Consider the following 25271-nt stretch of genomic DNA (forward strand, 5'->3'; position numbering starts at 1 on the left):
CCGACGCAGATCCGACGTGGATCACCCGTGCATCATACGTGAAATCCAGCCGGGATTTGCGCGCCCGGCCCGCGCGTTTCAAGGGGGAAATGGTGCGGGTGAAGGGACTCGAACCCCCACGCCTCGCGGCGCCAGAACCTAAATCTGGTGCGTCTACCAATTCCGCCACACCCGCATTCGCTCGCCATAGCATTCTAACATTCAACCCGAAAGGGCCACCAAGAGTCCCCGTGCCCGCCCCGTTCTTGCCCCATTTGGACGCCACCAAAGTGTCAGAGAAAAGACATAGAGAGACAGGATCACTGCCATGACCGTCCAGCTTCGCAAAAACGCCGATACGCTTGCCGCAACCGACGCCGTCCCTGTCGATCTGGCTGGTTTCGCCATCAAGGGTGGCGTCGCCCTGGGCTCGATCATCCTGACCGCACGCGGCGAAGTCGCCGTCGAGGACCTTCGGGTCGGTGACCGGATCATCACCCGCGAACGCGGAATGGCGACCCTGCGCGCGATCACGACCGTGACCTCGCCCGCCTGCACCATCCGCGCCGACAGCCTGGGCCTCGCCCGGCCCGAGCGGGACATCACCGTCGCCGCCGATCAGCATGTCGCCATCCGCGACTGGCGCGCCGATGCCCTCTTCGGCGTCCAGTCCGCCCTCGTGCCCGCCGCACGCCTGGCCGATGGCAAGCAGATCGCCGTTTTCGGCGAGACGCTCGCCTATCAGCTGAACCTCGGCGCCCCCCTGACGATTTACGCCAACGGTCTGGAAACCCCGACGGGTCGCACCGAGAAGGACCTGATCGACCTGACCGCCGACATTTGACCCAAAAGATTTTTGCTTGGTTTCGAACGACCGAAGGCCCGCCCCGTAAAAGGACGGGCCTTCGCTCATTTCGACGGTCCGGTTCGGGACGATTAACGGGTCTGCAACACCCTGTGTGGCAATGATGGGCCTCGGCACGATTCTCCGTGCCAGACGAATGACCGGGGGCTAGGCTGGATGGCACAAGAAGCGAACAATCGCACGAGCAGTGACATGACAGTCGTCTCCCCTCCCTCCGCGCCTTTGGGCGTGCCGGTCCTGCGTGACCATAGCCTCCGCCACGCGCTGCCTTCCGGCAGCCATGTCCTGACCGCACGCGGCGAGACTCTGGTCGAGGCGTTGGTGCCGGGCGACCGGGTCATCACCCGCGACTACGGTATCGTCCCCCTGCGTCGCGTGATCCGGGGGGTAGCGCCGGCGGGGTCGACCATGGTGCTGTTCCCGGCGGGCAGCATGGGATGGGGTCGCCCCGAACGCAATATCCTGCTGCCGCTCGATCAACCCATCGTCCTGCGCGACTGGCGCGCCCGGTCCCTCTTCGGTGCACGCGAAGCGCGGGTGGCGGCGGTGCGTCTGGTCGATGGGGCCATCATCCGGCAGGTGGCCGCCCCTGCGGGGTCGATCTGGTCGCTGATCCTGGACCGCCCTTCGGCGATCTACGTCGATGGCCTCGAAGTGGTGACTGCCTCGAACGCCGCCTGATCGCTCGCCAGCCTGCGCAGGACGGCGGGCAAGGCTTCTGGCAGGTCTTCGGCGATCAATCCCGGACCGAAGGCAAACGCTGCCTCCAGATGCAGCCAGGCGGCCGATGACGCGGCGTGATACGGGGGGACGCCCCGCGACAGAAGCCCGGTGATGATCCCCGCCAACACATCGCCCGACCCTGCCGTCGCCAGCCAAGGGGCCGCACGATCATAGGCGGCGGAATTGACGGCTGCCTTGCCATTCGGGTCAGCGATCACCGTATCCGGTCCCTTGAACAGAACGGTGCATCCCGCCCGCGCCGCCGCATCGCGGGTCGCATCGACCTTGGAATAGGCGGGGCCGGACATCGCCGGGGCCTTCAGACGCGCTGCGATGTCGGGAAAAAGCCGTGCGAATTCGCCGCCATGAGGGGTGAGCACGCACTTGGAATGCAGCAAGGAAAAGGGATCGTCCCGCCCCGCGAGAACCGTCAGCGCGTCGGCGTCCAGAACGACCTGTCGCCCCGACGCCAAAGCCACGTCGAGAAGCGCGGAGACGCGTGCCGAGACGCCCATGCCGGGGCCAAGGCACAAGGCATTGATGCGGTCATCCTCCAGCATGGCTGCCAAGGCTTCGGCGTTGTCGTACCGCCGCAGCATCACCGCCGTCAACTGCGCCGCGCATTCCATCATCGCCGCGCCGGGCGCCGCGCAGGTCACCAGCCCTGCCCCGATCCGCAGCGCCGCGCGGGCCGCAAGCCGCGCCGCTCCGGTGCGACCCATGCCGCCGGTCAGGATCAGGGCGTGGCCGTGGTCGTATTTGTGGCCGTCGTTCCGTTTCGAGAATATTGGGCTCAGCGCGCGAACCTGCACCGCATGGACGATTTCGCGTTCGGCGAAGAACCCTGCACGTCCGGCAATTTCTCGGGAGAGCTGAAGGTCGACGACGACAACTTTTGATGCCCGTTCCAGATCACCACATGCATGTCCGACCTTTCGGTGCCCGAATGCGATGACAAGGGCAGGATGGAATGCTTGCCCGTCTTCCCCAAGGACTCTGCCACTGTCCAGATCACAGCCACTCGGCGCATCAAGCGAGACAACGAACTGCTGTGAAAAGCAGCTCAATGTCCGAAACAGAGATGCCTCAAGGGGACGCGAAAGGCCGCTGCCAAAAACTGCATCGATCGTCAAATCCGGAAAACGTTCTATCGCATCCGGTGCGTCCCCAAGCGGCAGCACCTTCCCCAACTCGCACCACCGCTCGTAATTCACCCGTGCGTCCGGGGGCAGCCGCTCGGCATCCCCATAGAGAAACACCTCCACGTCCCAACCCTTGCCCGCCAACACCCGCGCCACGACGAAGCCGTCGCCGCCATTGTTGCCCGGCCCGCAGAGCACCACGGCGCGTCCCGGCGCGGCGGCCATTTCGGGCCATTCCGCGAAGATGGCGTCCACCGCACCCACGCCTGCGCGCTCCATCAGCTCCAGTCCGGTGACCCTGCCAGAGTCGATTGCGGCCTGCTCAAGGGCCCGCATCTGGGCGGCTGTCAGCAGCAGATTGCTCATATCTTTTCCAATCGCCTTTTTTTTAATCTCTGCGACTAAAATTTAGCCGCTCGCCCCGGATTCAGGGCGCGGCATCCCACCGGATACAGCCTATGCGATTGTCCGCCCCCGTCCAGACTGCGAAGTGACCACAACGTCGCCGGGAGGAGCAGTCGAATGAAGAAGATCGAGGCTATCATCAAGCCGTTCAAACTGGACGAAGTGAAAGAAGCGCTTCAGGAGATCGGGATCCAGGGCCTGTCCGTGACCGAGGTCAAGGGCTTCGGACGGCAGAAGGGCCACACCGAACTCTACCGCGGCGCGGAATACGTCGTCGACTTCCTCCCGAAAGTGAAAATCGAAGTCGTTCTGGCCGACGATATGGTCGACACAGCCGTCGAAGCCATCATCGCCGCCGCCCGGACCGACAAGATCGGCGACGGAAAGATTTTCGTCTCCTCCGTCGATCAAGCCATCCGCATCCGGACCGGCGAGATGGGCGAAGACGCGATCTGACCCTCCCCCCCGAAAACCCAAGACAAGCATATCAAACGAAAGGGATCTTCATGGCAAACGCCCTGACCAAGCTCATCAAGGACGAGGAAGTCGAATACGTCGACATCCGCTTCACCGACCCGCGCGGCAAGTTGCAGCACGTGACCGTCGTCGCCGACCTGGTGGACGAGGACTTCATCGAGGAAGGCTTCATGTTCGACGGCTCGTCGATCGCCGGCTGGAAGTCCATCGAAGCCTCGGACATGAAGCTGATGCTCGATGTCGACAGCGCCTACATCGACCCCTTCTATGCCGAAAAGACCGTCTGCGTGCATTGCAACGTGGTCGAGCCGGACACCGGCGAAAGCTATGAGCGTGATCCGCGCGGCACCGCCGTGAAGGCCGAGGCCTATCTGAAATCCTCGGGTATCGGCGACGCGTTCTATTGCGGTCCCGAAGCGGAATTCTTCATCTTCGACGACGTCCGCTATTCGAACACCATGAACAAGGTCAGCTTCGAGGTCGACGCGGCCGACGCCGCCTGGAACTCGGGCACCGAGTACGAAATGGGCAACATGGGCCACCGTCCGGGCGTCAAGGGCGGCTACTTCCCCGTGAACCCGACCGACGCCGCCCAGGACCTGCGGTCCGAGATGCTCTCGACCATGAAGCGCATGGGCATGAAGGTCGACAAGCACCACCACGAGGTCGCGTCCTGCCAGCACGAACTGGGCCTGATCTTCGGCACGCTGACCAAGCAGGCCGACGAGATCCAGAAATACAAATACGTCATCCACAACGTGGCCCATGCCTACGGCAAGTCGGCCACCTTCATGCCCAAGCCCATTGCGGGCGACAATGGCACCGGGATGCACGTGAACATGTCGATCTGGAAGGACGGCAAGCCGCTGTTCGCGGGCGACCAATACGCCGATCTGTCGTTGGAAGCGCTGTATTTCATCGGCGGCATCCTCAAGCACGCCAAGGCGCTCAACGCCTTCACGAACCCCGGGACCAACAGCTACAAGCGCCTGATCCCCGGTTTCGAAGCCCCCGTTTTGCGCGCCTATTCGGCCCGCAACCGCTCGGGCTGCGTCCGGATCCCATGGACGGAATCGCCCAAGGCCAAGCGCGTCGAGGCCCGTTTCCCCGATCCGTCGGCGAACCCCTACCTGTGCTTTGCCGCCCTGCTGATGGCCGGCCTGGACGGGATCAAGAACAAGACCCACCCCGGCGAGCCGTCGGACAAGGATCTCTACGACCTGCCCGCCGAAGAGCTGGCCGCGATCCCGACGGTCTGCGGTTCGCTGCGCGAAGCACTGGACGAGCTGGAGAAGGATCACGAGTTCCTGCTGGCCGGCGACGTGTTCACCAAGGACCAGATCGAGGGCTACATGGCGCTCAAGTGGAATGAGGTTTACGCCTACGAGCATACGCCCCACCCGATCGAGTACCAGATGTACTACTCCTGCTGAGGCAGGCCCGGGCCAGACGCCCGGATCGAAAACACCAGAAGCGGGCGTCCCTTGGGGCGCCCGTTTCGCATTCCCGTGTGCGGTCGCCTGTGCCGGACCGGTCCCAATCATGTGACTCGGAGAATTCACCGAATGGGCCTATCCTGTGCTGGCCCGCCCCTGCGGCGGCCTCAGCACCCAAAGGGAGACCGGACATGACCCCGAGAATTCTGGCCACGGCGTTCGCCGTCAGCCTTGCATTGCCCGGATGGGCCCAGGACACGCCCGCGCCCGAAGGCGCGATGGTCTATTTCGTCAACCTGGAGGATGGCGCGACCGTGACGTCGCCCGTGACGGTGATCTTCGGCCTGTCGGGCATGGGCGTGGCCCCCGCCGGAACGGAAAAGGAGAACACTGGACACCATCACCTGCTTATCGACCGGCCCGCCTTCGGATCGGAGGATCCCGAGGAGTTGGACTTCGGCATCCCTGCCGACGACAACCACGTGCATTTCGGCGGTGGCCAGACCGAGACGACGCTGGACCTGCCGCCGGGCGAGCATACGCTGCAACTGGTTCTGGGCGATCTCAACCATGTGGTTCATGCGACGCCGGTGGCGTCCGATGTGATCACGATCATCGTGGAATAGCGGGGCGGGCGGCGGCAAAGGGCGTCTTTTGTCGCCCTCGGGGGCTGGCCACTGCCGCGGCCCTGCGGCACTCTGGGTCCACACAACGACCCGAGAGACCATGCGCCATTTCCTGATTGCCACCGCCCTGATCCTGCCCTCGCCCGTTCTGGCCCAAGGGATCGTGCCCCAGGATGGCACCTGGACGTCCACGGCCGAGGTGACCGGGTTTTCCGACGCCTGCCCCGACGAAATCCAGCCGATCCTCGACCAGATGTCGGCGGCCTTCGACCAGACGGAGGAACACCAGATCGTGTGGGACGGCACGTTCGATCCGAACACCTTGCCCGGAAATTCCGGTGACGGGATCGTCTGGACGCAAGTGACCGACACCGATTGGACCGGCCTTCTGGCGCCGGCCGAAATGGGCACGACGCTGGCCGATGTGACCATGGGCATCAGAGGCCCCGACCGTATCGAGAGCGAGATCGAGATGTATGTCGGCGCGCTTTTGGCGGCGCGGGGTATGGCATTGTCGGGCCTCGACGACTGCACCGCCCGGATCGCGATGAACTGGACGGCGGGCGACTAGATCCGCGCCCGAACCCGACCGGGACGTGTCGCAAATCAACCTCGGACGGCCAACCGGGCGCGCTAAGACATGGGCAATGTGAGGGAGGACGACGATGGCAACCTATCTGAAAAAGGCGACCCAGACCGCAGAGACGGCGGCGGCCGACGTCAGCCAGACCGTGTCGGCAATGCTGGCCGAGATCGAGGCGGGCGGGGACGCGGCGGCCCTCGCCTGGTCCGAAAAGCTGGACGGCACCACTGGGCATCCGGTGCTGACGCGCGCCCAGATCGACGCCGCCTCGGCCCAGTTGAGCGATGAGACGCGCCGCGACATCGCCTTCGCCCGCGATAACGTCCGCCGCTTTGCCGAAGCGCAGCGCGCTACCCTGTCCCAGATGGAGCTGGAAGTCGTACCGGGCCTTGTCGCAGGCCAGAAGGTCATCCCGGTCAGCGCGGCCGGCGCCTATGTGCCGGGCGGGCGCTATGCCCATGTGGCCAGCGCGATCATGACCGTGACGACCGCCAAGGTCGCGGGCGTGTCGCATATCACCGTCGCCTCGCCCCCGCGCAAGGGCGGCGGGATCGACCCGGCCATCGCCTATGCCGCCGATATCTGCGGCGCCGACACCATCCTGGCCATGGGCGGCGTTCAGGGGATCGCGGCCATGACCTTCGGCCTGTTCGACACGCCCGAGGCGGCGGTTCTGGTCGGGCCGGGCAACCAGTTCGTCGCCGAAGCCAAGCGCCTGCTCTTTGGACGGGTGGGCATCGACATGGTGGCCGGTCCGACCGACAGCCTGATCCTGGCCGATGGCACGGCGGATGCCGAAGTCGTGGCCGTCGATCTGGTCAGCCAGGCCGAGCATGGCTGGAACTCTCCGGTCTGGCTTGTCACCGACGACGAAGCCTTGGCCCGCGCCGTGATGGACCGGATGGATGCGCTGATCGCCGACCTGCCCTCGCCCAATCGCGAAAGCGCCGAAGCCGCGTGGCGGGACTTCGGCGAGGTGATCCTCTGTGATGACCGCGAGGAAATGGCCGCGATATCCGACAGTTACGCGCCCGAACACCTGACCGTTCAGGCCAATGATCTGGGTTGGTGGCTTGAGCGGCTGACCTGCTACGGAAGCCTGTTCCTGGGCGAGGAAGTGACCGTCACCTATGGCGACAAGGCCAGCGGCACCAACCACGTGCTGCCGACCAGCGGCGCGGCGCGCTATACCGGCGGGCTGTCGGTGCACAAGTTCCTCAAGATCGTCACCTGGCAACGCGCGACCCGCGACGGCGCGCGGCCCGTGGCCGAAGCCAGCGCCCGGATCAGCCGGATAGAGGGAATGGAAGGTCACGCCCGCGCCGCCGACGTCCGGCTGCGAAAATACGGCCAGATGTAGCGGGCCACCGGCGGGCGCGCGCGCTCACATCCTGAGCCGCGCGCCCGTCGGGTCATACATCGGGCGGAACGACACATCCGCCCCGATCCGCCGCCCCGCCACCTCGATCTGATAGGTCGAGGCGAGGCAGTCGCCCACGCTTTCCCCCGCGCAGGGCACATAGCCAAGGCCGATGGCCGCCCCCAGACTATGACCATAGGCGCCCGAACAGATGTGCCCGACGATATGGCCGTCCCGCAAGATCGGCTCGTTATGATAGAGCATCGCGTCTGGATCGTGCAGCCGGAACTGGAACAGACGTCGCCGCAGCCCCTCTTCGCGGCGACGCAGGACGGCCTCGCGCCCGATGAAATCGCCGGGCGCGTCGGTCTTGACGGCAAAGCCCAGACCCGCCTCCAGCACGTGATCGGCGGGGGTGATGTCGTGGCCCATGTGGCGGAACGCCCGCTCGATCCGGCAGCTATCCATCGTGTGCAGGCCGACGGGGCGCGCCCCGGTATCGGCCCAGATCAGCGTGTCGAGCACATGGGCCGCCATGTCGGACGGGACATAGACCTCCCACCCCAGTTCCCCCACGTAAGACACGCGGTGCGCCCGCGCGATGCCCATTCCGATGTCGATGTCGCGCGCCGTGCCGAAGGGGAAGGCGTCGTTGCTGAAGTCCGCCGGGCTGATCGCCCGCAGGGCGGCGCGCGACCCCGGGCCCATGACGGCCAGAACCGCCTCGCCCGCCGTCACATCGGTCAGGAAGATCGCCTCGTCCGGCTCCATGTGGCGGCGCAGCCAGGCCATGTCCCGGACCGGTGTCGCGGCGGGTGTCACCATCAGGAAGCTGTGTTCCGACAGACGCGTGACGGTCACATCCGCCTCGACCCCGCCGCGGGAATTGAGCATCTGGGTATAGACGATCCGCCCCGTCTCGACCGACAGGTTGCCGCCGCAGAGCCGGTTCAGGAAGGCCTCGGCCTGCCGTCCGTCGATCTTGATCTTGCCGAAGGACGACATGTCGTAGAAGCCGCAGCCTTCGCGGATATGGGCGTGTTCCCGGGCCGCATTGGCAAACCAATTGGGTTTGCCCCAGGTGTCGTCATAGGCGCGGGGCTGGTCGTCGGCGGCGAACCAATTGGCCCGTTCCCATCCCGCCAGCTCGCCGAAGACCGCGCCAAGATCAGCAAGCTGGTCGTGGAACGGCGACCGCCGGATGCCGCGCGCCGTCTCCTTCTGTCGGAAGGGCCAGTGGTCGGCATAGAGCAGGCCCAGGCTTTCGGTCGCACGCTCCCTCAGGTAGCGGCGGTTGCGCTGGAACGTCTGGTTGCGGGCGATGTCCACGTCCATCAGGTCGAACGGCATCTCCGCGTCGTCCATCCACTGGGCCAGCGCCATGCCCGCCCCGCCGGCCGACTGGATGCCGATGGAATTGAACCCGGCCGCAACCCAGAGGTTCGGCACCTCGGGTGACGGACCAAGGTGATAGGCATCGTCGGGGGTAAAGCTTTCGGGGCCATTGAAAAAGGTGTGGATGCCCGCCTCGGCCAGCATGGGCACCCGTTCGATTGCCTTGGCCAGGATCGGTTCGAAATGGTCGAAGTCCTCGGGCAGCTGGTCGAATTCGAAGGTCTCGGGGATGCCGTCCATGCCCCAGGGTTTGGCGCGGGGTTCGAACGCGCCCAGAAGGATTTTCCCTGCGTCTTCCTTGTAATAGGCGCATTCGTCCGGCACCCGCAGCACCGGTAGGCGGGTCAGGCCGGGAATGGCCTCGGTCACGATATAGAAGTGTTCGCAGGCATGAAGCGGCACGTTGACGCCCGCCATCCGGCCCACCTCGTGCGCCCACATGCCTGCGCAATTGATGACGTGATCGGCGTCGATCCGACCCGCCTCGCCCGTCTCTGCCTGCCAGGTCACGGCGCGGGCGGTGCGGCTCGCAACATCGATGCCGGTGACGCGGATGCCTTCGATGATCTGCGCGCCCCGTTGACGCGCGCCCCGGGCCAGCGCCAGCGCGATGTTGGCCGGATCGCCTTGCCCGTCCAGCGGCAGCCAGACGCCGCCCTGCACCCCATCGAGGTTCAGGGCCGGATATTTCTCGGCCACCTCGGCGGGCGACAACTCTGCCACCTCCACCCCGAAGGCCCGCGCCATGGAGGCATTGCGCAGCAACTCCTCCTGCCGCGCCGCCGTCAGCGCGACCGAGACGGAGCCGCATTGCCGCAGGCCGGTCGCCACGCCAGTCTCGGCCTCGAGCCGGGCATACAGATCGGCGGAATACTTGGCCAATCGCGTGGCCGTCGCCGAGGACCGCAGTTGCGCGATCAGCCCCGCCGCGTGCCACGTCGTGCCCGAGGTCAGCCGTTTGCGCTCCAGCAGGACGACATCGGTCCAGCCCAGTCTCGTCAGATGGTAGGCCACCGAACAGCCAATGACCCCGCCGCCGATGATGACGGCGCGGGCGCTCGCGGGAATGGCCTGCGTCATGCGCGGATCCGATCGTTGGCCGCGTCCCAGAGGGGGCGGTCGGGGTGAACCAGTGCCGGGACGCGACGGCCAAAGATATCGACCTCCACCGACGTTCCCGGCGGGGCCTTGGCACGGTCGAGCATGGCCAGGGCCACGGGCTTGCCCACGCGGCATCCGAAGGCGGCGGATGTTATTTCGCCCACCCGGACATCGCCCAGCCAGACGTTGGACATGGGCCGGGGGTCGTATTCCGTATCCTCCAGCGTCAGCACGGCCAGCGCCCGGGCCGGATCGTCGCCCCGACGTTCCGCCCAGATGAAACGGTCGGCCCCGACCTCGCGCAGGGTATAGCCGGGCGACAGGTCGCTGCCCCAGGCCCGATAGGCCTTTTCGATCCGCATGGAGTCGAGCGCCCACATCCCGAAAGGCGCCGCCCCGGCGGCCAGAAGGCCCGCGTGGATCGCCGGGATCGCCGCCACGGGCGCGTGGATTTCCCACCCGAGTTCGCCAGCAAAGCTGACCCGCTGCAGACAGATGTCATGGCCCGGCATCGACGCGCGCTGCACCGACAACCACGGCAAGGTCAGGTCGCCGTCGGTCAGCGGGGCCAGCACGTCGCGCGCGCGGGGCCCCGTGACCAGCAGGCAGGACATATCCTCGCTCCGGTCGGTCAGGATCAGGCCCGGCGGCAGTTGGTGCCGGAGCAGGTCGAGGTCGTGGTCGCGGGCGATGGCGGCGGTCACCAGCGTGATGTCATCCGCGCCCCATCTGGCCACCGACATCTCGGTCTTGAAGCGACCCGTCGGCCCCTCGAAATAGGCGAGCGTCATGCGGCCCACGGGCGGCAGTCTGCCCGCGATCAGATTGCCCAACCAATCGGCCGCCGCCGTCCCCGACAGATCGAAGCGCGAAAACCCGCAAAGGTCGAGGACACCGCAACCCTGCGTTACGGCGGCGACCTCTTCGGCCACCCGCGCCTGCCACGGCCCGTCGCGCCGCCAGGTCTGCGTCGCCTCGAACGACAGGTCGTCGCCGGGTTTGGCGAACCAGTTCGCCCGTTCCCACCCGCCATAGCTGCCCATGACGGCGCCCATTTCGATCAGGCGGTCATGGATCGGCGAGGTCAGCTGACCAGCCCCGGCGGGCCAGCGCATGTGCGGGAAGTGCATCGCGTATTCGTGGCCGTAAACCTCCTCGGCCTTGGCCCTGGCATAGGCCGGGTTCGACGCGAACCGACCGAAGCGGCGCGGATCGACATCCCAGCAATCCCAGTCGGTCGCGCCCCTGGTGACCCAATCGGCCAACACCTTGCCTGCGCCCCCGGCTTGCGCGATGCCGAAGGTGAAGACATTGGCGTCAAAGGCATTCCGCACCCCCGGCATCGGCCCGATCAGGGGCAGGCCGTCGGGCGTATAGGGGATCGGCCCGTTGATGACGCTGCTCACCCCGGCGGTCGCCAGGGCGGGCACCCGCGCCATCGCGTCGGCGATGTAATCCTCCAGCCGGTCGAGGTCGTCCTGCCAGAGCTGAAAGCTGAAATCCTCGGGCATGTCGCCGATCGTCCACATGGAGACGCAGTCGCGCTCATAGGGGCCGAGGTTCAGGCCGGTCTTCTCCTGCCGCAGGTAATAGGACACGTCCGGATCGCGCAGAAGCGGCAGCTTGCCGTCACGGGTTCGAGCGTCCTCCTCGATCGCGGGGATCGGCTCGGTCAGAAGGTACTGATGCGACATCACCGCCATGGGCAGCGGGGGCCGCCCAAAGGGTTCGAACCATTCGGCCACCCGCGCGGCGTAATATCCGGCGGCATTCACCACGACGTCGCAGGCGATATCGCCCTTGTCTGTCTGGACGATCCATCCGTCGCCGTCGCGGCTCACGCCGGTTGCGGGCGTGTGGCGCAGGATCGTCGCGCCCAGATTGCGCGCCCCCCGGGCCAGCGCCTGGGTCAGTTGGGCGGGGTCGATGTCCCCGTCCTCCGGGTCCCATTGACCGCCGACAAGGTCATGGGTCTGAACCAGCGGGTGCAGCGCCCGCATGCGGTCGTTGTTGACCATCTCCATCCGCAGACCCTGTGCCACGCCCATGGCGCGCACATGCTCGAATTCCTGCATCCGCGCCGCGCTGTGGGCCAGCCGCAGCGCCCCCGACACGTGGTAGTTGATGGGATAGTCGACCGCTTCGGCCAGCCCGCGATAGAGGGCGGTGGAATAGCTTTGAATGTTCATCACCGCCCAGGACGTCGCGAAGTTCGGGCAATTGCCCGCCGCGTGCCATGTCGACCCGGCCGTCAGCTCGTTGCGCTCCAGCAGGACGCAATCGGTCCAGCCGGCCAGCGCAAGGTGATAGAGGGAGGAGACGCCGACCGCGCCCCCGCCGATGATGACGACCCTGGTCCTGTCGGGAATGCTCATACGGACTGCCTCCACAGCGGTGGCCCGTTCGGGCCGTGACATCGGGACACCACGTGGGGCGCTTCCGGGTTCCGGGTGCGGGGTCCTGATGGGCGAAGCGTCCGCCACCCCCGACTTTCGATCAAGGGGGCGCGGCTTTCTGGCCATAGGATTCGTGGCCGACCTAGGTCCAGATGCCATGACGCTTGGAATGGACCCTGCCCCGGGCTAGGCATTCGCTGTCCAGATATCCGTCACAGCAATCTCCGGAGGCCCTTCTTGCCCGATATTCTTGTCCTGAACGGCCCCAACCTGAACCTTCTGGGCAAGCGCGAGCCGGAAATCTACGGCTCCGAAACCCTGGCCGATGTGGAAGCCGCCTGTCGCGCGCTGAACCTGGGCGACCTGACGTTTCGGCAATCCAACCACGAGGGCCAGCTGGTCGACTGGATCCAGGAGGCCCGGGGCACACGCGATGCCATCGTCATCAACCCCGGGGCCTACAGCCACACGTCCATCGCCATTCTGGACGCCCTCAACGCATTCGAAGGGCGGGTGGTCGAGGTCCATATCTCCAACATCCACAAGCGGGAGGCGTTCCGGCACCACTCCTATGTCTCTGCCCGCGCGAATGCCGTGATCGCGGGTCTGGGGACCGAGGGCTATGCCGCCGCCCTGCGTTGGCTGGCGCGGTGACCATCGACCTGGCCACGCTTGCGGGGTGCATCGCCGCCCTGCCCGCCGGTCGCCGGGTCGTGGCGCTGGCCGGGCCGCCGGCCGCCGGGAAATCCACCACGGCCGAGGCGTTGGCCCGGTCGGTCACCGAACTCGGGCGCCCCGCGCAAGTGGTGCCGATGGACGGGTTTCATCTGGACAATGCCGCGCTGGACGCGCTTGGGCTGCGCGCCCGAAAGGGGGCCCCGGAAACCTTCGACGCCGCGGGATTGATCCGTCTGGTCGCCGCGTTGCGGGCGGGCGGCGCCGTTGCCTATCCGACCTTCGACCGGGCGGCGGATGCGACGGTGCCCGACGGCGGACAGTTCGCCGCCGACATCGCGCTGGTCGAGGGGAACTACCTGCTGCTGGACGAAGACCCCTGGCGCGATCTGCATCCGATGTGGGACCTGTCGGTGATGATCGACGTCTCCGAGGCCACGCTGCGGGACCGCCTGATCGACCGCTGGACAGGCCACGGCTTTGCCCCCGACGCTGCCCTGGCCAAGGCCGAGGGCAACGACCTGCCCAATGCGCGCCGGGTGTTGCGCGACTCGATCACGCCAGATCTGCGCCTCTCGACCGCTGGAGAGACCCCATGACCGAAGATGCGCTGCGCGACTGGTGGAAGACCGCCATCATCGACATGGAACCAGGCCGGATCGCCTTTCGCGGCCACCCCGTGCAGGACCTGATCGGCAACGTGACCTTTCCCCAGATGATCTGGCTGATGGTGCGCGGCGACCTGCCCGACGCGGCTCAGGCCCACCTGTTCGAGGCCGCTTTGGTGGCCGCCGTCGACCATGGCCCGCAGGCCCCGTCGATTGCCGCCGCGCGAATGGCGGCCACCTGCGGGGTCGGGCTGCAATCGGCCATGGCGACCGGCCTCAACATGCTGGGCGATGTGCATGGCGGCGCGGGCGCGCAATGTGCCGCGCTGATGTATGATATCGCGGAGCGCGCGGGGCCGATGGATGCGGCGGTCAAGGCCGGTCTGGCCGAGTGGCGCGCCACCCACGGCAAGATGATCCCCGGTTTCGGCCACCGCTTTCACAAGCCCGTCGACCCGCGCGCGCCCCGCCTGATGGCCCTGGTCGAGGCGGCCGCAGCCGAGGGCACCGTCAGCGGCGATTTCGCCCGGATCGGTCAGGCCGTGCAACGCCAGATCGGGGCCGACCGGGGCACGCCGATTGCGATGAACATCGACGGGGCGACGGCGGTGATCTTCTGTGAGTTGGGCTTCCCGGCGCCGTTGTCGCGCGGGCTCTTCGCGCTCAGCCGGTCGGTCGGATTGCTGGCCCATGCCTGGGAGCAGACCGAACAGGGCGGGCGAAACAAGGGGCCGATGCCGCCCGCGATCCTGCCACGCTATTCCGGCTGAGCCCGCGCCCAATCAAGGACGGAGGAGCGCATGAGAGACACCAGTTCGACCTGACTGGTGACGTCGAGTTTCTCGAAGATCCGCTTGAGATGCGTGCGCAGCGTGTTGATCGAGATGCCGAGCGCCTCGGCCACGTCGGAGGTGGGCAGGCCGTCGGCCAGAAGGGTCGCGACCTCGGCCTCTTTCTGGGTCAGGCCCAGGGCGAAGGCCACAAGGTCCAGCCGCTCGGCCCGGGTATCCGCCTGCAACCCCTGCCCGGACGACAGGGCCAGCACGCCCGAGGCCCCGCCCCGCTGCAACGCCGTCTGGCGCAGCGCACGGGGCCGGAAATAGAACCCCGCCGGTCGCCCGTCGATCATCAACACCGCCTCGCGGCGCCCCTCGCGCGTCTGGTCGCGGAACGCGCGCGGCAAGGCGTCACGAAGCGGCACATCCCCGAAAAGCCGGGTCGCGGCACGGGCGAAGCTGTCGTTGCGATAGCTGATCTCGAAGGCGTCATCGACCACGGCCAGCCCCAGATCGAACCGCTCCAGCACGTTCTGCATGACCGACCCGATGGCCGCCGTCTGCATGATCTGTCGGTTCAGACGATAGGACCGGTCCCAATGGGGCATCAGCGCCGTCAGCAGCTTTTCCAGCTGGTCGGGGTTGCCCTCGTCCTCGGGCCCCGACAGGCCGTGGACCAGACGGTAGAGCATCTCGACCCACCGGGATTCGTCGTCGATGGCGGTATAGCAAAGCTCCACCAGTTCATCGGCTTCGATCGGGCCGTCGCGCCCACCAACGGTCATCAGCACGTCCGAGGCGACGCTGGCCATGTCGCCCTCGTCCACCGGAGCGCTGTCGCCCGCCTCGCCCCGTGCCCAGGCGTCGACTCGTGCGGCGACGTTCAGCCGCGCCTCCTCCAGGAAAAAGCCGGACCGCCCGCCCTCGACCCTGTCGACCGACACGCTGGACGCCCCCGCCGCGCGCAATTCGGCCAGCATGGGGGCGATGAAGCGACCGTTGGACACCATCGGATCGTTGCCGCCCGACAAGAGCAGGATCTCGGTCCCCGGCGCGATGCGGGCCTGGCGCAGCCGGGTCCAGGCGGCCTCGTAGCCGCGGAAAATCTCGTGCCAGTAGCCCAGGGTCGGGACGGGCCAGGCCAGATGGTCGGCGGCCAGCGCCTCGGCCACCTTCGGGTCGCCGGTGACCGCCGCCGTCAGGCCGCCGCGCGTCTTCAATTGCGCACCCAGAAAGGAATAGACCGTGTGCAGCGTCTTTTCGTCCGGTCGGTCGGGCGCGTGCAGCATCATCCGCGCCTTGACATAGCTGCGCGCCAGAACGTGAATCGCCCGCTGGTTCGGGGGCGGTGAAATCAGGACGATGCGCCGGGCAAGGTCAGGCCGAAGGTGCAGCAAATCGAGCGTCAGCAGGGCCGAGATGTTCGGCGCCACGATCAGGCGTTTGTCCCAGGGCACCCCGTCGAAGGTCGCGTCCAGATGGGCGGCCAGATCGTCGCGCATCCCCTCCCATCCGCTGCCCGGCTCCAGATGGCCCAGGGCACAGCCCCGCCCCGTCGACCGCCCGTGCCCCCGGAAGTCGCCCAGATGGGTGGTCCAGCCACGATTCGTCAGGCCTTGCGCAAAGGGCAGCATGTTGCCGGAATGAGTGGGCTGGCTGTGCCCGACGAAGGCCACGCCGTCGCCCGCGCCCGGCAAGGCACGGTGCATCAGGGGCGTTCCATCCCGCGACACGACTGTCTTGCTGGCGATTTCCGACACGACACAACCCCGTCCCGCCCATGGGCAATGGGCGGAGGACAGATTGCAACGGTGACCCGGGGATGAAAAGCCCTGAAGTCAATGAATTACGCCGAAGTGAATGGAATGGGTGCCGTGCCGGACGCGGCATCCCCCCAACTGGGGGGATCAACCCTCGGGATAGAGAAATACCCCCTTCACCCATCCGGTGCCCGCCGCGCCCGCGTCGATCTGACACCAGGTCGCGGCCAAGATGGAGAGCTTTACGGAAACGTCGCCGGTCTCGAACCCGATGTTGTCGACGTCGGGCTGGCAATTGTTGATCAGCAGACCCCGCGCCAGACGGTCGATCTGACCCGTGGCGGGGGCCGCCACCTCGGGCGCGGAGCGCAGGACCAGATCGCTGCCCGCCGGGATATTGTGCAGTGCGAAGGTCGTGCCGTAGACGCCGAAGGCCGGCACATCCCCCGCGCGCCAGTCGCCGTCGCCGACAGGCACGAGTGTCACGTCGATGATGTCACCGGCCAGGGACAGTGTCCCCGTCGGGTTTTCGGCCGCCGTGCCCGGGTTGGCGACGACCATCCGCCCGAGGGCCTGTTCAGAGGAGCCATCGGCGAACAGCGTCACCGCAATTTCGAGCGTCGCCTGTGTCTCGGCGCGGACCATGTAGAAGGTTTCGGCCACGGCACTCGTGAAAGCCCCGGTGTCCATTTCGCCCGTCGCAGTCAGTTTCCCGCTGGCGTCGCGCGCAAATTCGATGACGCCGACGGGATAGCTCGTCTCGTCGTGGATAGCCCAGGTTTCCGCAAGCCAGCTGTCGCCGTTCCGCATCGGGGCCGCTTCCGGCGCGGCGCCGGGCCTGCGCCGTGCCACGTCGCGGTTGTCGAGGTCGGGGTTGTAGGGGTCGAGGAAGCCTGCCCGGTCGAACACGCCGCGCCATTCCTCGGGGCTGGCGATGAGGGGGCCGAAGCGCCCGCCCTGGCAGGCGGCGACGTCACAGACATGGGGCGAGCGGGTGAGGTAGCCCTGATAATCGACGCCCCGACGCGGGTGGACCAACCCGGCGAAATAGGCATCCTTCCCGCCGCCGAAGCCCATGCGCAGGATATGCGTGTCCTGGCTGTTGGGAAGGCGGAAGGCGACGAAACCTTCCTCTCCGGTCGAGGTTTCGAAGAGAACGCCCTCGACCTCCAGGATGACCGTGCCCTGCCCCGCATAGGTCAGGATTTCCGCGCAAAGATCGACATGCATGACCTCGGGACACTCCGACAATCCGAGAACCTGCATCTGCATGTTCACGAGACCCGTGGTGCCGCCATCAAGGTGATCGATATCGAGCGTGATCGACGCGAAACCATCAAGGCCGGTCAGCTCATAGCTGCCGTACCAGAACCCCAATTCGGACGGCTCGGGGTCGGCAAAGGGGTTCGGCTCCCAGTTGATTTCCGGCAGGATCCCGCCCTCCGCCTCGAAGAAGGCGAACTGGCGGATCATGGCCTGTTCGGACCCCGTCGCTTGCGTGGGCCAGCCCTCGGCGCCGTTGGCAAAACGCAGCCCATCGGGGGTTTCGGTGTCGCGGGTGGCGGCCCATCTGCGCGAGGGGTCAAAGATCTCGACCCCCCAACTCCAATTGCCGTCGAACTTGCGGTCGCCATCGTGGCGGAATTCGAGAAGACCCCACCGACCGTCGGTATAGACAAAGACACCCCGGACCCGGCTGTTGTCTGCCGAGACGCGCGCCTCGATCACGCCGCGGTCGGCATAGTCGCCCCAGACACGCCCGCCGTCCTGCACCAGACGAAGCTGGCCGAAAGAGCTGTCCCAGTTGCCGGACCAATCCTGCGCCGTGGCGACTCCCGACAACAGGATCAGACCAGCAAGGAAGGAGAATATGGATCGCAACATCATCGCGTCCTTTCGTCAGTCAGAGGTCAGGGTGCCGTCATCGGCATAGGAAAAGTTCGGGCCCGCGATGCTCCGCTGGATCATCTTGCGGGTCTCGATGGGCCGCAGACCCGCACCGGGCCGCACGCAGGCATAGAACAGAAGGCAATTCTGTCCCGCGCCGTCGCACATCAGCACATCATCGCCGCCCGCCGCATCGAAGGTCATCAGGCGGGTTTCGCGCGGATCGGTCGGCGCGTCGGGATAGCCCGTGGCCATTTCGCAGATGGTGGTGTCGTTGTCGCCCGCGCGGCAATTGCCATGGCCCGTGGTGGTCCAGCTTTCGTCGACGGGCGACGCGCGCCGCATCACCATCAAGCCGTCCGGGAACATGGCGGTCGGTTGCGTGCGGCAGATGTCTTCGCCCAACTGGGATCGTGCGACGGGGACCTGCGGCTCGGGGAAGATCGCGAAGAGGCCGACGGGGATCACCCCCGACTCCCGATTGCCGCCCGTCGACGGGACCGCGCCTGCGGCGGGGGCGAAGTCGTCGGCCGAGGGGGCAAGGCCGGTGCCCGACCCGCCGCCCGACGCCGCGAAATCCGAGGCAGCGGGCCCCGCGCCGGGCAAGGTCGGCTGGTCGACCGAGGCCAGCGTGCGGCGCGCCTCGGCCAGGCAACCGGTGTGGCCCGCCCCGACCATCGCGAGGCAACCCTGCCGCGCGGGATCGGTCAGCGGGGCGAAATCGTCCGTGGTGGCAGCGGGTACGACCCGGCGGATCGGCTGGTGATCGCCCGGCACCGTCACGACGATGGCGCTGCGCGTGGCACCGCCGCCCTCCCGGCCCAGATTGACGCCCCAGATGCCGGTCGGAAGGTAGAAGGGCCGCGGCTCGGCCCCGACGCCGGTTCCGCGCCGCCAATAGGTCCGGCCCCGGGGTTCACCGTCGTAGACAAAGACCGAGGGGCGGTCGACCGGCTGCCCCTCGGGCGAGAGCGCCTGGAGGAAGACCTGCGTCGCGTCGAAATCGAGTGTCACACGCGTCGGCGTCCCCGCCAGAACCTCCACCTCCTGCTCGACCGTCGTCGTGCGGTCGATCGTGCCGCGCAGCAGATAGCGACCAGGCGGGATGGCCGTGTCGACGGCGGCGGGCGTCTTGAGGAAGGGCGCGCTTTCGTCCGCGACGCCGTTCGCGACAGGGAAGATGTCGATATAGACCGAGGCCGTCGGTCTGACGGAGGATGGCGGTCTGGCGGCATAGTCGTAGGGTTGGGACGCGTTCACCATAACGTCGATAGCCAGCCGCCCGGCCAGAACACGTTCGATCACATGCGGCCCGGGCCCGTCGGGCACCTCGAAGGTCATGCGGATCGGATAGTCCTGCTGCGAGTTTCGGCGAAGCTCCAGCGCATGGACCCCGGGCGGAAAACGCCCGGTCAGGGAAATCTCGCGTCCATAGTTCTGGGCCAGATCGAAGCGCTCCGCATCCACCGAGGTGACGGCAATGTCGCGGGCGTTCAGCACTGGCCCGCCCTCCACATCCCGCAGGATCAGCGTCACGTCGCGTTCGGTCGAGACGGGTTGCGGCGCGGGGGCCGGGGGCGGAGGTGCCACGTTGACCACCTGGTTCAGGGCGTCCCGCAACTGGCCCGCATTGGCCGCCGACAGATAGAGACCGCCCGTCCCCTCGGCCAGGCAGCGCAGGGCGACTTCGTCTTCCGCCGCAAGGTCGAAACCGACGACATGGGCGGTAAAGTCGATGCCCGCCGTCTCCAACTCGGCGCCCAGGGCGCAGGGGTCGGCCTCGCAGGTTTCCACCCCGTCGGTCAGCAGGACGACTGTCGCCGCCTCTTCGGTGTAGCGCAGCCCCTCGGCGGCCATGCGGACGGCATCGGTCAGCGGCGTCTTGCCGCGCGGCGTCACCCCCGCCGCCGCCGACAGGATGGCGGGCACGGTCTGTGTGGCGGGACCCGATGGCACGATGGTTTCGATGTCGCCGCAATTGCCCCGCTCGCGGTGACCGTAGGCCATGAAGCCGATGGATTGCTCGGGCGCGGCCTCGGACAGGACGGAGCTAAGGGTTTCGCGCGCGATCTCGATCTTCGTGCGCCCCTCGATCTGACCCCACATCGACCCGGAGCCGTCGAAGACGATCATCAGGTCATCCGCCGCTTGGGCGGGCGCGACCAGGGTCGCAAGGGCAAGGCAGGCGGCGGACAGGTGGCGAAGCATGGCAAATCTCGTTTCTTGAAATCAGGGGATGGTCTGGCAGGGGCGCGGCGCGCGCCCGTCACCCGGATGGGTGACCCGGGTCAATTTCCCGGCCACCAGGTTGTCAGGCCTCCCACATCGCCGCCGTCCCGGACCGGAACGGCCAGCACCTCGGCAGGGCAGGCGATCAATTGCGAACAACTGTTGGGATGGTCGCGGCCAAGGTCGGGGTTGCACAGGATCGGGCCGCCCGTCTCGGGCAGATCCCACAGCCAGCTGGTCTGGTTCCGGGTACCGGGGATGAACCCCTGCCCGCTCTTGTCGGCGCGGGTACAGGTCAGACGATCCCCGTCGAGCGTGCAACTGCTGACCGTGTTGATCCGTGCCTCCGTTGCATCGTCATTCAGCCGCAGCTCCAGCAGTTGCCCGCTTTCGGTGACCACATAGGGAGAGCGGCGGCAGGTCTCGGTCTCCACAAGGCCCACGATCGTTTCCGGCGTCACTTCGTCAGGGTCGAGCCCGTCTTCGGCCGCCGCCATGGCCAGCGCTTCGGGCGGAAGGTTGGAGAACATCTCAAGCATCTGGCGGCTTTGCGCGGTGCGCGGGAAGATCGCATAGACGCCGGTTACGGGAAGCGCCTCCTGCGTGACATCGCTCCAGGGGCCTTCCTGCGGATCGGCCTGCCGCACCGGCGGCGGAGTGGCGGCGAAGGCTTCGGGCGTGGCGCCCGGCATCATCACCTCGAACGTCGCGGGGCAGCGGCGCAGCAACGTGGGCCGCCCGCCCCCATCTTCGCGGGTCAGCGCCAGCTCTCCGTCGGGAAGGAAAGTCAGCCGCTTGATGTCGCGCTTGCCGTCGGTCGCGGGCACGGCCAGCCCCCCGTCCTCAACGGTGCCGATCCGGCACATCGCGTGATCCGCACTCGCCCAATCGCAGAGGTATCCGCCGGTCGTGGTGACCCCGGAAAGGCCCATGTCCCGGCTCAGGAACTGACCGTCGCCCGCCAGAAACCAGCCCGAGGTCGGGCAGGCCAGATCGGGGGGCAGCAACTTGTCGTGGAAATAGCCGGTGTCGGCGGCGAAGGGTTCGTCCTGCGCCAATGCGGGAGCGGCGGACAGCAGGGTCAGACAGGCAAGGGCAAGGCGCATGGAACGGGTCCGGGATTGAAGGGCGTTGCATTACGCTAGCCCGCGCAGGCGCACCACCGGGTCACCCATTTGGGGGACACGCCTCGCCGCGCGCCGATGCAAGGCTCGGGAACCGCCTGTCCCGGAGCCATCATGCACCTTGCCCTGTCCCTTTGCCTTGCCGCCGCGACGCTGACGATGCCGGGGGTCGCGCGGGGCCAGTTCTTCCCCGACGTGACCGCCGACCCCGAGCTCGCCGCGCGGGCCGAGATCGCGGCACAGATCGCGGCGGGCCGGGACGCCGCCCTATCGCAACCGCAGGAGGTCGAGCCGTTGTCGGACATCGCCCCCGAGGAGCGTGCCTGCGAGTCCGGGGCGTTGGCGGCCTGCGCCCTCGACGATCCCAAGATGGCACTGGCCACGTTCTGTGACGCCTGGACCGATGCCCGCGACCCGACCGGTTGCGCGGGGCTGGCCGAACGGGCGGAGGTCACGCCCCTTCGCCTTGCCCGCGCCATTGCCCTGACCGAAGGCGCGTTTCTGCCGCCCGAGGGGATTGCCGCCCAGGTCCGCAGTGACGCCGAAGCCGTGACCCGCGCGTCTGTGCTGGCCAGCCGGGGTCAAAGCCCAGAGCTTGACCTGTCCGGCCCGGCGCTGGCCCCGACCGACACGGGGACCACCGGCGATGTCACGCTGGACGACATCCTGCCGAACGGGATCGCGCCGGGGCAAAAGGGCCTCGACGCCGCTGTGATCGCCGTGATCATGCACCCGCGCGTCACCCGCGAGACGCAGCCCGCCCTTCTGACGGAACTGCGCAACCGGCTGTCGCCCGACCAACGCGCCATGTTGCCCGAACCGCGCAGCACGCCCGCAACGCCGCCAGCTCGGCTGATCGGCGACCCGATGACCTGCGACGGCGGCAGCCTTCCGACCCGGATGCCCGCGTTGAACTACACGGAGTTCGACCTGCCGGAGGATCTGCACGGCGACGGGGCACTGACCGTCTGGATGGTGACCGATACGATGATGCAGGACGTCCCGGTCGAGCGCGTCTCGGCCACCTCGGCCCGGATCTTCCTGCCGATGGCCCCCGAAGTCGGAAGCGATGGCGGCGGACCGGCGGGCCTTGTGCTGATGTTCGCGGACGGGGCGCGCGATATCACCCGGCGCTGCGCTTTGCGCGTCATCGAACTGACCCCGCCCGAGGCGCCCGCCGGGGCCCATGCCGCACTTCTGGCGGGGATGGCGGAGCTTGTCCTGACGACCAACGCCCTGTCGGGGGTGCTTGAGACGGGGCCCGTGTTTTCGGACGCGTATCAGACGGATATGGCGGCCACGATCGGCGACCTCGAGACGGCCTATGCCGAGGCCGACCCCGCCAGCCGCCGGGCGCTGGATGCGATGGCCCATGCCTTGACCCGGACAGGCCTCGATGGGGCCACGCAGGCCTGGCGCACGCGCGACGTGATGGCCGATCTGCGCAGCCGCCAGCCGGTCGATGGCGGCTGGCTTCTGAACCCCGATGACCCGTTTTCGTTCCGGGTCCTGCCGGCGCAGGGCACGACGGAATTCTCCACTTTCGACACCGCGGCCTATGAACGCAGCTGTCCCGTCGACGCGGAAGAGCTGAACCGCTGGATTCGGATGCAGTTCGCCGCCGAATTCGGGACGGCCGGTCTGGGCAAGGGGTTGCTGACCGCGTCCTCGGTCGCGGCGAGCGCGTCGGCAGAGCTTTTCGTGGCGAGCGTCTCCAACAACAAGAAGGCGCGCCAGACCGCCTCGGCGGCTGTGGGCCTTGCCTATGCCGCCTATTCGATCCACCTCGACTATCTCAAGGGCATGCTTCCGAGCAGCCTTCCCTCTCTGGACGCGGATATCTGGAACCCCGTCATCCACGAGGATGAGCCCAACCTTCGGGTCTACCTCGAACGGGTGCAGATCACGTCCAAATCCAAGGGGTGGGATTCGCGCAAGGCGGCGCTGGATGCGGCCATCGCCATCGCCGGGGCCCTGGGCCAGAAAGGCGCCGCCGGACGGGTCGGCGACATCGCCGACGATGCCGTCACGGCCGCCGCGCGCCAGCAGATCGGCAACCGGGCCTTTTCGCGGCTCGTCGGGAAACCCGCGGCCGAGACGCAGGAAATGGTCTTCGACCTCATCTCGCGCCATCCGGCCTTTGCCGACGCGGCGGCAACGCTGACACGCGGAACGGCGGGGGCAATCCTTGGGGAGGTCGACAACACGCTGGTCGGCGAGGCCTACAACAGGAGCACCGAGGGCGAAGCCGACTGGCGCACCATCCCGCCGGTGACCTGCAGGACCGAGTTGCCGGTCCCGGAATGGGCCACGGTGCGGCTGGAGGACCCGAACCTGGTCTATGAGCGGGTCGAGGAGAACCTCTGGCGGCCCCTGAAATCGGGACGCGCCGTCTTGATCGTGGAGCCGCGCGCCGAGGGCGATCGTTGGAGCGGCAAACCCCTGCCGGTCTTCCGGCAGGTCCTGACCGTGCCGCTGCTGCGCGCCGTTCGGGTGGAGTCGCCCGGTGCGATCCAGCCGGGCGAAGGCGCGGTTCTGGTGGCGGGGCTGGAGGGGGCGGCCTCCTCGGCCACGACGCTCGACTGGACGTTCGAGACGCCGGGCATCGTCCGCCACGACGTCACCTATGGGAACATGAGTGCCGCGATCTATTCGTCGCGCAACATCGACCACTATCCGCTGCGCGCACAGGCCGCGCCAACGGGTGATTTCCTGCCCGAAAGCGACGCGCCAAACCGGTTCGCCAGCTTCGTGATCCAGGCCGGAGAGCTGTGGCTGGTGCCGTCGCGCAACTGCGTCAATCCGGGCGGCAGCATGCAGATCTATGCTTTCGATGCCCGCACGGGCGATCCGGTCCCGGCCCGCGATCTGGTGTTCCGCACCGACACGCGGGGCATCGACATCGACGGCACCGGGTTGGTGACCAGCACCCGGCGCGACGACTACGTCACCATTTCCGCGCGCGGTGTCGGGCGTAATGCGTGGAAGGGACAGGTCCGGATCCGCGCCGATTGCACCTGCGGCGCGGCGCGATTCGACCCGGGCCTCGTCACAGACGCTGGCGGCGGCGGACCCTTGTTGCCGACAGGTCGGATTGGCGCCGATGGCGGTCGGGTGACCATGGGCAACATGACCGCCTGGCTGCCCGCCGTGCCCGGATGGGAGATTTTCGGCGTCAGCGGTCAGATTACGCTCAAGATTTCGGGCGACTATCAGACCACGGTCGAGCAGCCCTTTGTCCTCGACCTCATCATGACGGAAAACGAGACGCCCTTCGGTCCGGCCTGTCATCTGCTGACCGGGGGCACCTCCGCAAAATATCTCGGCACGCAGATGATGTTCGCGGCGCCGGGTCCGCTTCTGGCCAAAGCGGATGGCGACGAAATGCGGGTCGGGGACTTTTCCGAAAGTCTGCTGACTTATTTTCTTGAGGATTTCGGCGGCCCGGACCGCGTTCTGGGGGCACGGCCCTCGGGTCCGACCCGGGTGCGCGTGGTCGAGTTGCGCCGCGATCATCTGGTGATCGAACTGTCGGGCCCCTTCCGGGCCGAGGGCTTTAGCCGCAGACCGGGCGAGCAGACCCGGAACGTCCACATCACCGCCCGGTTCGAGGCCAAACTGCCCTGACGCGCCTGACCTGAATTTCAGGCCAAGTGTCGCATCTGGCGGCATTTTCCAACGGGGCGATTGCCCCTTCCGTCCCCTCTGGCTACTGCAGAGGCGG

18 protein-coding genes and 1 tRNA gene are annotated in these 25271 nt (G+C 67.2%); 11 read left to right on the forward strand and 8 right to left on the reverse strand.

Annotation, left to right across the window (positions count from 1 at the left end; genetic code table 11):
- Positions 1-90 precede the first annotated feature (90 nt).
- Positions 91-175, reverse strand: a tRNA-Leu gene (locus BM002_RS04310).
- A 132-nt stretch (positions 176-307) separates the two neighbouring features.
- On the opposite strand from BM002_RS04310, the gene BM002_RS04315 reads away from it, so the two are divergent.
- Positions 308-823: a Hint domain-containing protein gene (locus BM002_RS04315; RefSeq protein WP_092777621.1), complete on the forward strand. Its 516-nt coding sequence runs from the start codon at positions 308-310 to the stop codon at positions 821-823.
- Between the two features lie 213 nt (positions 824-1036).
- The gene (locus tag BM002_RS04320; RefSeq protein ID WP_175484796.1) at positions 1037-1525 is read left to right on the forward strand and encodes a Hint domain-containing protein; all 489 of its coding nucleotides are present in this window, start codon (positions 1037-1039) and stop codon (positions 1523-1525) included.
- Here BM002_RS04320 and BM002_RS04325 read toward each other — a convergent pair.
- Entirely contained in the window at positions 1480-3075 is a 1596-nt protein-coding gene (locus BM002_RS04325) for an NAD(P)H-hydrate dehydratase (protein ID WP_092777625.1), read from the reverse strand. The genes BM002_RS04320 and BM002_RS04325 overlap by 46 nt on opposite strands.
- A 156-nt stretch (positions 3076-3231) precedes the next feature.
- Between BM002_RS04325 and BM002_RS04330 the strand changes: the two genes are divergently transcribed.
- The 5 genes from BM002_RS04330 to hisD all read left to right on the forward strand — a co-directional run bounded on the left by BM002_RS04330 (position 3232) and on the right by hisD (position 7596).
- Positions 3232-3570, forward strand: coding sequence for a P-II family nitrogen regulator (locus BM002_RS04330; RefSeq protein ID WP_092777627.1), 339 nt, complete (start codon positions 3232-3234; stop codon positions 3568-3570).
- A 50-nt stretch (positions 3571-3620) separates the two neighbouring features.
- Positions 3621-5024, forward strand: a complete 1404-nt coding sequence (gene glnA / locus BM002_RS04335) for a type I glutamate--ammonia ligase (protein WP_092777629.1) — start codon at positions 3621-3623, stop codon at positions 5022-5024.
- Between the two features lie 194 nt (positions 5025-5218).
- Entirely contained in the window at positions 5219-5653 is a 435-nt protein-coding gene (locus BM002_RS04340) for a DUF4399 domain-containing protein (RefSeq protein WP_092777631.1), read from the forward strand.
- Positions 5654-5753: 100 nt separating this feature from the next.
- The gene (locus BM002_RS04345; RefSeq protein WP_092777633.1) at positions 5754-6224 is read left to right on the forward strand and encodes a hypothetical protein; all 471 of its coding nucleotides are present in this window, start codon (positions 5754-5756) and stop codon (positions 6222-6224) included.
- 94 nt (positions 6225-6318) lie between these two features.
- Complete coding sequence (gene hisD, locus BM002_RS04350; protein WP_092777635.1) at positions 6319-7596, forward strand: histidinol dehydrogenase; 1278 nt, start codon at positions 6319-6321, stop codon at positions 7594-7596.
- Positions 7597-7620: 24 nt separating this feature from the next.
- Here the strand turns inward: hisD and BM002_RS04355 are convergent, their stop codons facing one another.
- Both BM002_RS04355 and BM002_RS04360 read right to left on the reverse strand, forming a co-directional pair.
- A complete protein-coding gene (locus BM002_RS04355) occupies positions 7621-10071 on the reverse strand; it encodes a GcvT family protein (RefSeq protein ID WP_092777637.1) in 2451 nt (816 codons plus the stop codon).
- Positions 10068-12467, reverse strand: coding sequence for a GcvT family protein (locus BM002_RS04360; RefSeq protein WP_092777640.1), 2400 nt, complete (start codon positions 12465-12467; stop codon positions 10068-10070). The genes BM002_RS04355 and BM002_RS04360 overlap by 4 nt, the downstream gene beginning before the upstream one ends.
- A gap of 258 nt (positions 12468-12725) precedes the next feature.
- Between BM002_RS04360 and aroQ the strand changes: the two genes are divergently transcribed.
- Genes aroQ through BM002_RS04375 form a run of 3 tightly spaced genes read left to right on the forward strand, consistent with a single transcriptional unit; the run spans position 12726 to position 14541 of the window.
- Positions 12726-13142 (forward strand): type II 3-dehydroquinate dehydratase, encoded by a 417-nt coding sequence (gene aroQ, locus BM002_RS04365; RefSeq protein WP_092777642.1) that lies wholly within the window; start codon positions 12726-12728, stop codon positions 13140-13142.
- On the forward strand, positions 13139-13762 hold the full coding sequence (locus tag BM002_RS04370; protein WP_245749117.1) for a nucleoside/nucleotide kinase family protein: 624 nt from the start codon (positions 13139-13141) through the stop codon (positions 13760-13762). Before aroQ ends, BM002_RS04370 begins: the two co-directional genes overlap by 4 nt.
- Complete coding sequence (locus BM002_RS04375; protein WP_092777644.1) at positions 13759-14541, forward strand: citryl-CoA lyase; 783 nt, start codon at positions 13759-13761, stop codon at positions 14539-14541. The genes BM002_RS04370 and BM002_RS04375 overlap by 4 nt, the downstream gene beginning before the upstream one ends.
- Here BM002_RS04375 and BM002_RS04380 read toward each other — a convergent pair.
- From BM002_RS04380 to BM002_RS04395, 4 genes are all read right to left on the reverse strand, one after another.
- Entirely contained in the window at positions 14529-16307 is a 1779-nt protein-coding gene (locus BM002_RS04380) for a serine aminopeptidase domain-containing protein (RefSeq protein ID WP_092777646.1), read from the reverse strand. The two genes, BM002_RS04375 and BM002_RS04380, sit on opposite strands and share 13 nt — an antisense overlap.
- A gap of 147 nt (positions 16308-16454) precedes the next feature.
- Entirely contained in the window at positions 16455-18191 is a 1737-nt protein-coding gene (locus tag BM002_RS04385; protein ID WP_139212242.1) for a hypothetical protein, read from the reverse strand.
- Positions 18192-18206: 15 nt separating this feature from the next.
- Complete coding sequence (locus BM002_RS19425) at positions 18207-20402, reverse strand: vWA domain-containing protein (RefSeq protein ID WP_092777651.1); 2196 nt, start codon at positions 20400-20402, stop codon at positions 18207-18209.
- Positions 20403-20482: 80 nt separating this feature from the next.
- Positions 20483-21529: a hypothetical protein gene (locus BM002_RS04395; RefSeq protein ID WP_092777654.1), complete on the reverse strand. Its 1047-nt coding sequence runs from the start codon at positions 21527-21529 to the stop codon at positions 20483-20485.
- A 132-nt stretch (positions 21530-21661) separates the two neighbouring features.
- Here BM002_RS04395 and BM002_RS04400 point away from each other — a divergent pair, with 132 nt between their 5' ends.
- The gene (locus BM002_RS04400; protein WP_139212244.1) at positions 21662-25174 is read left to right on the forward strand and encodes a hypothetical protein; all 3513 of its coding nucleotides are present in this window, start codon (positions 21662-21664) and stop codon (positions 25172-25174) included.
- Positions 25175-25271 lie beyond the last annotated feature (97 nt).

Origin of the sequence: Jannaschia pohangensis (genome assembly GCF_900113875.1) — a bacterium.
GTDB lineage: Bacteria > Pseudomonadota > Alphaproteobacteria > Rhodobacterales > Rhodobacteraceae > Jannaschia > Jannaschia pohangensis.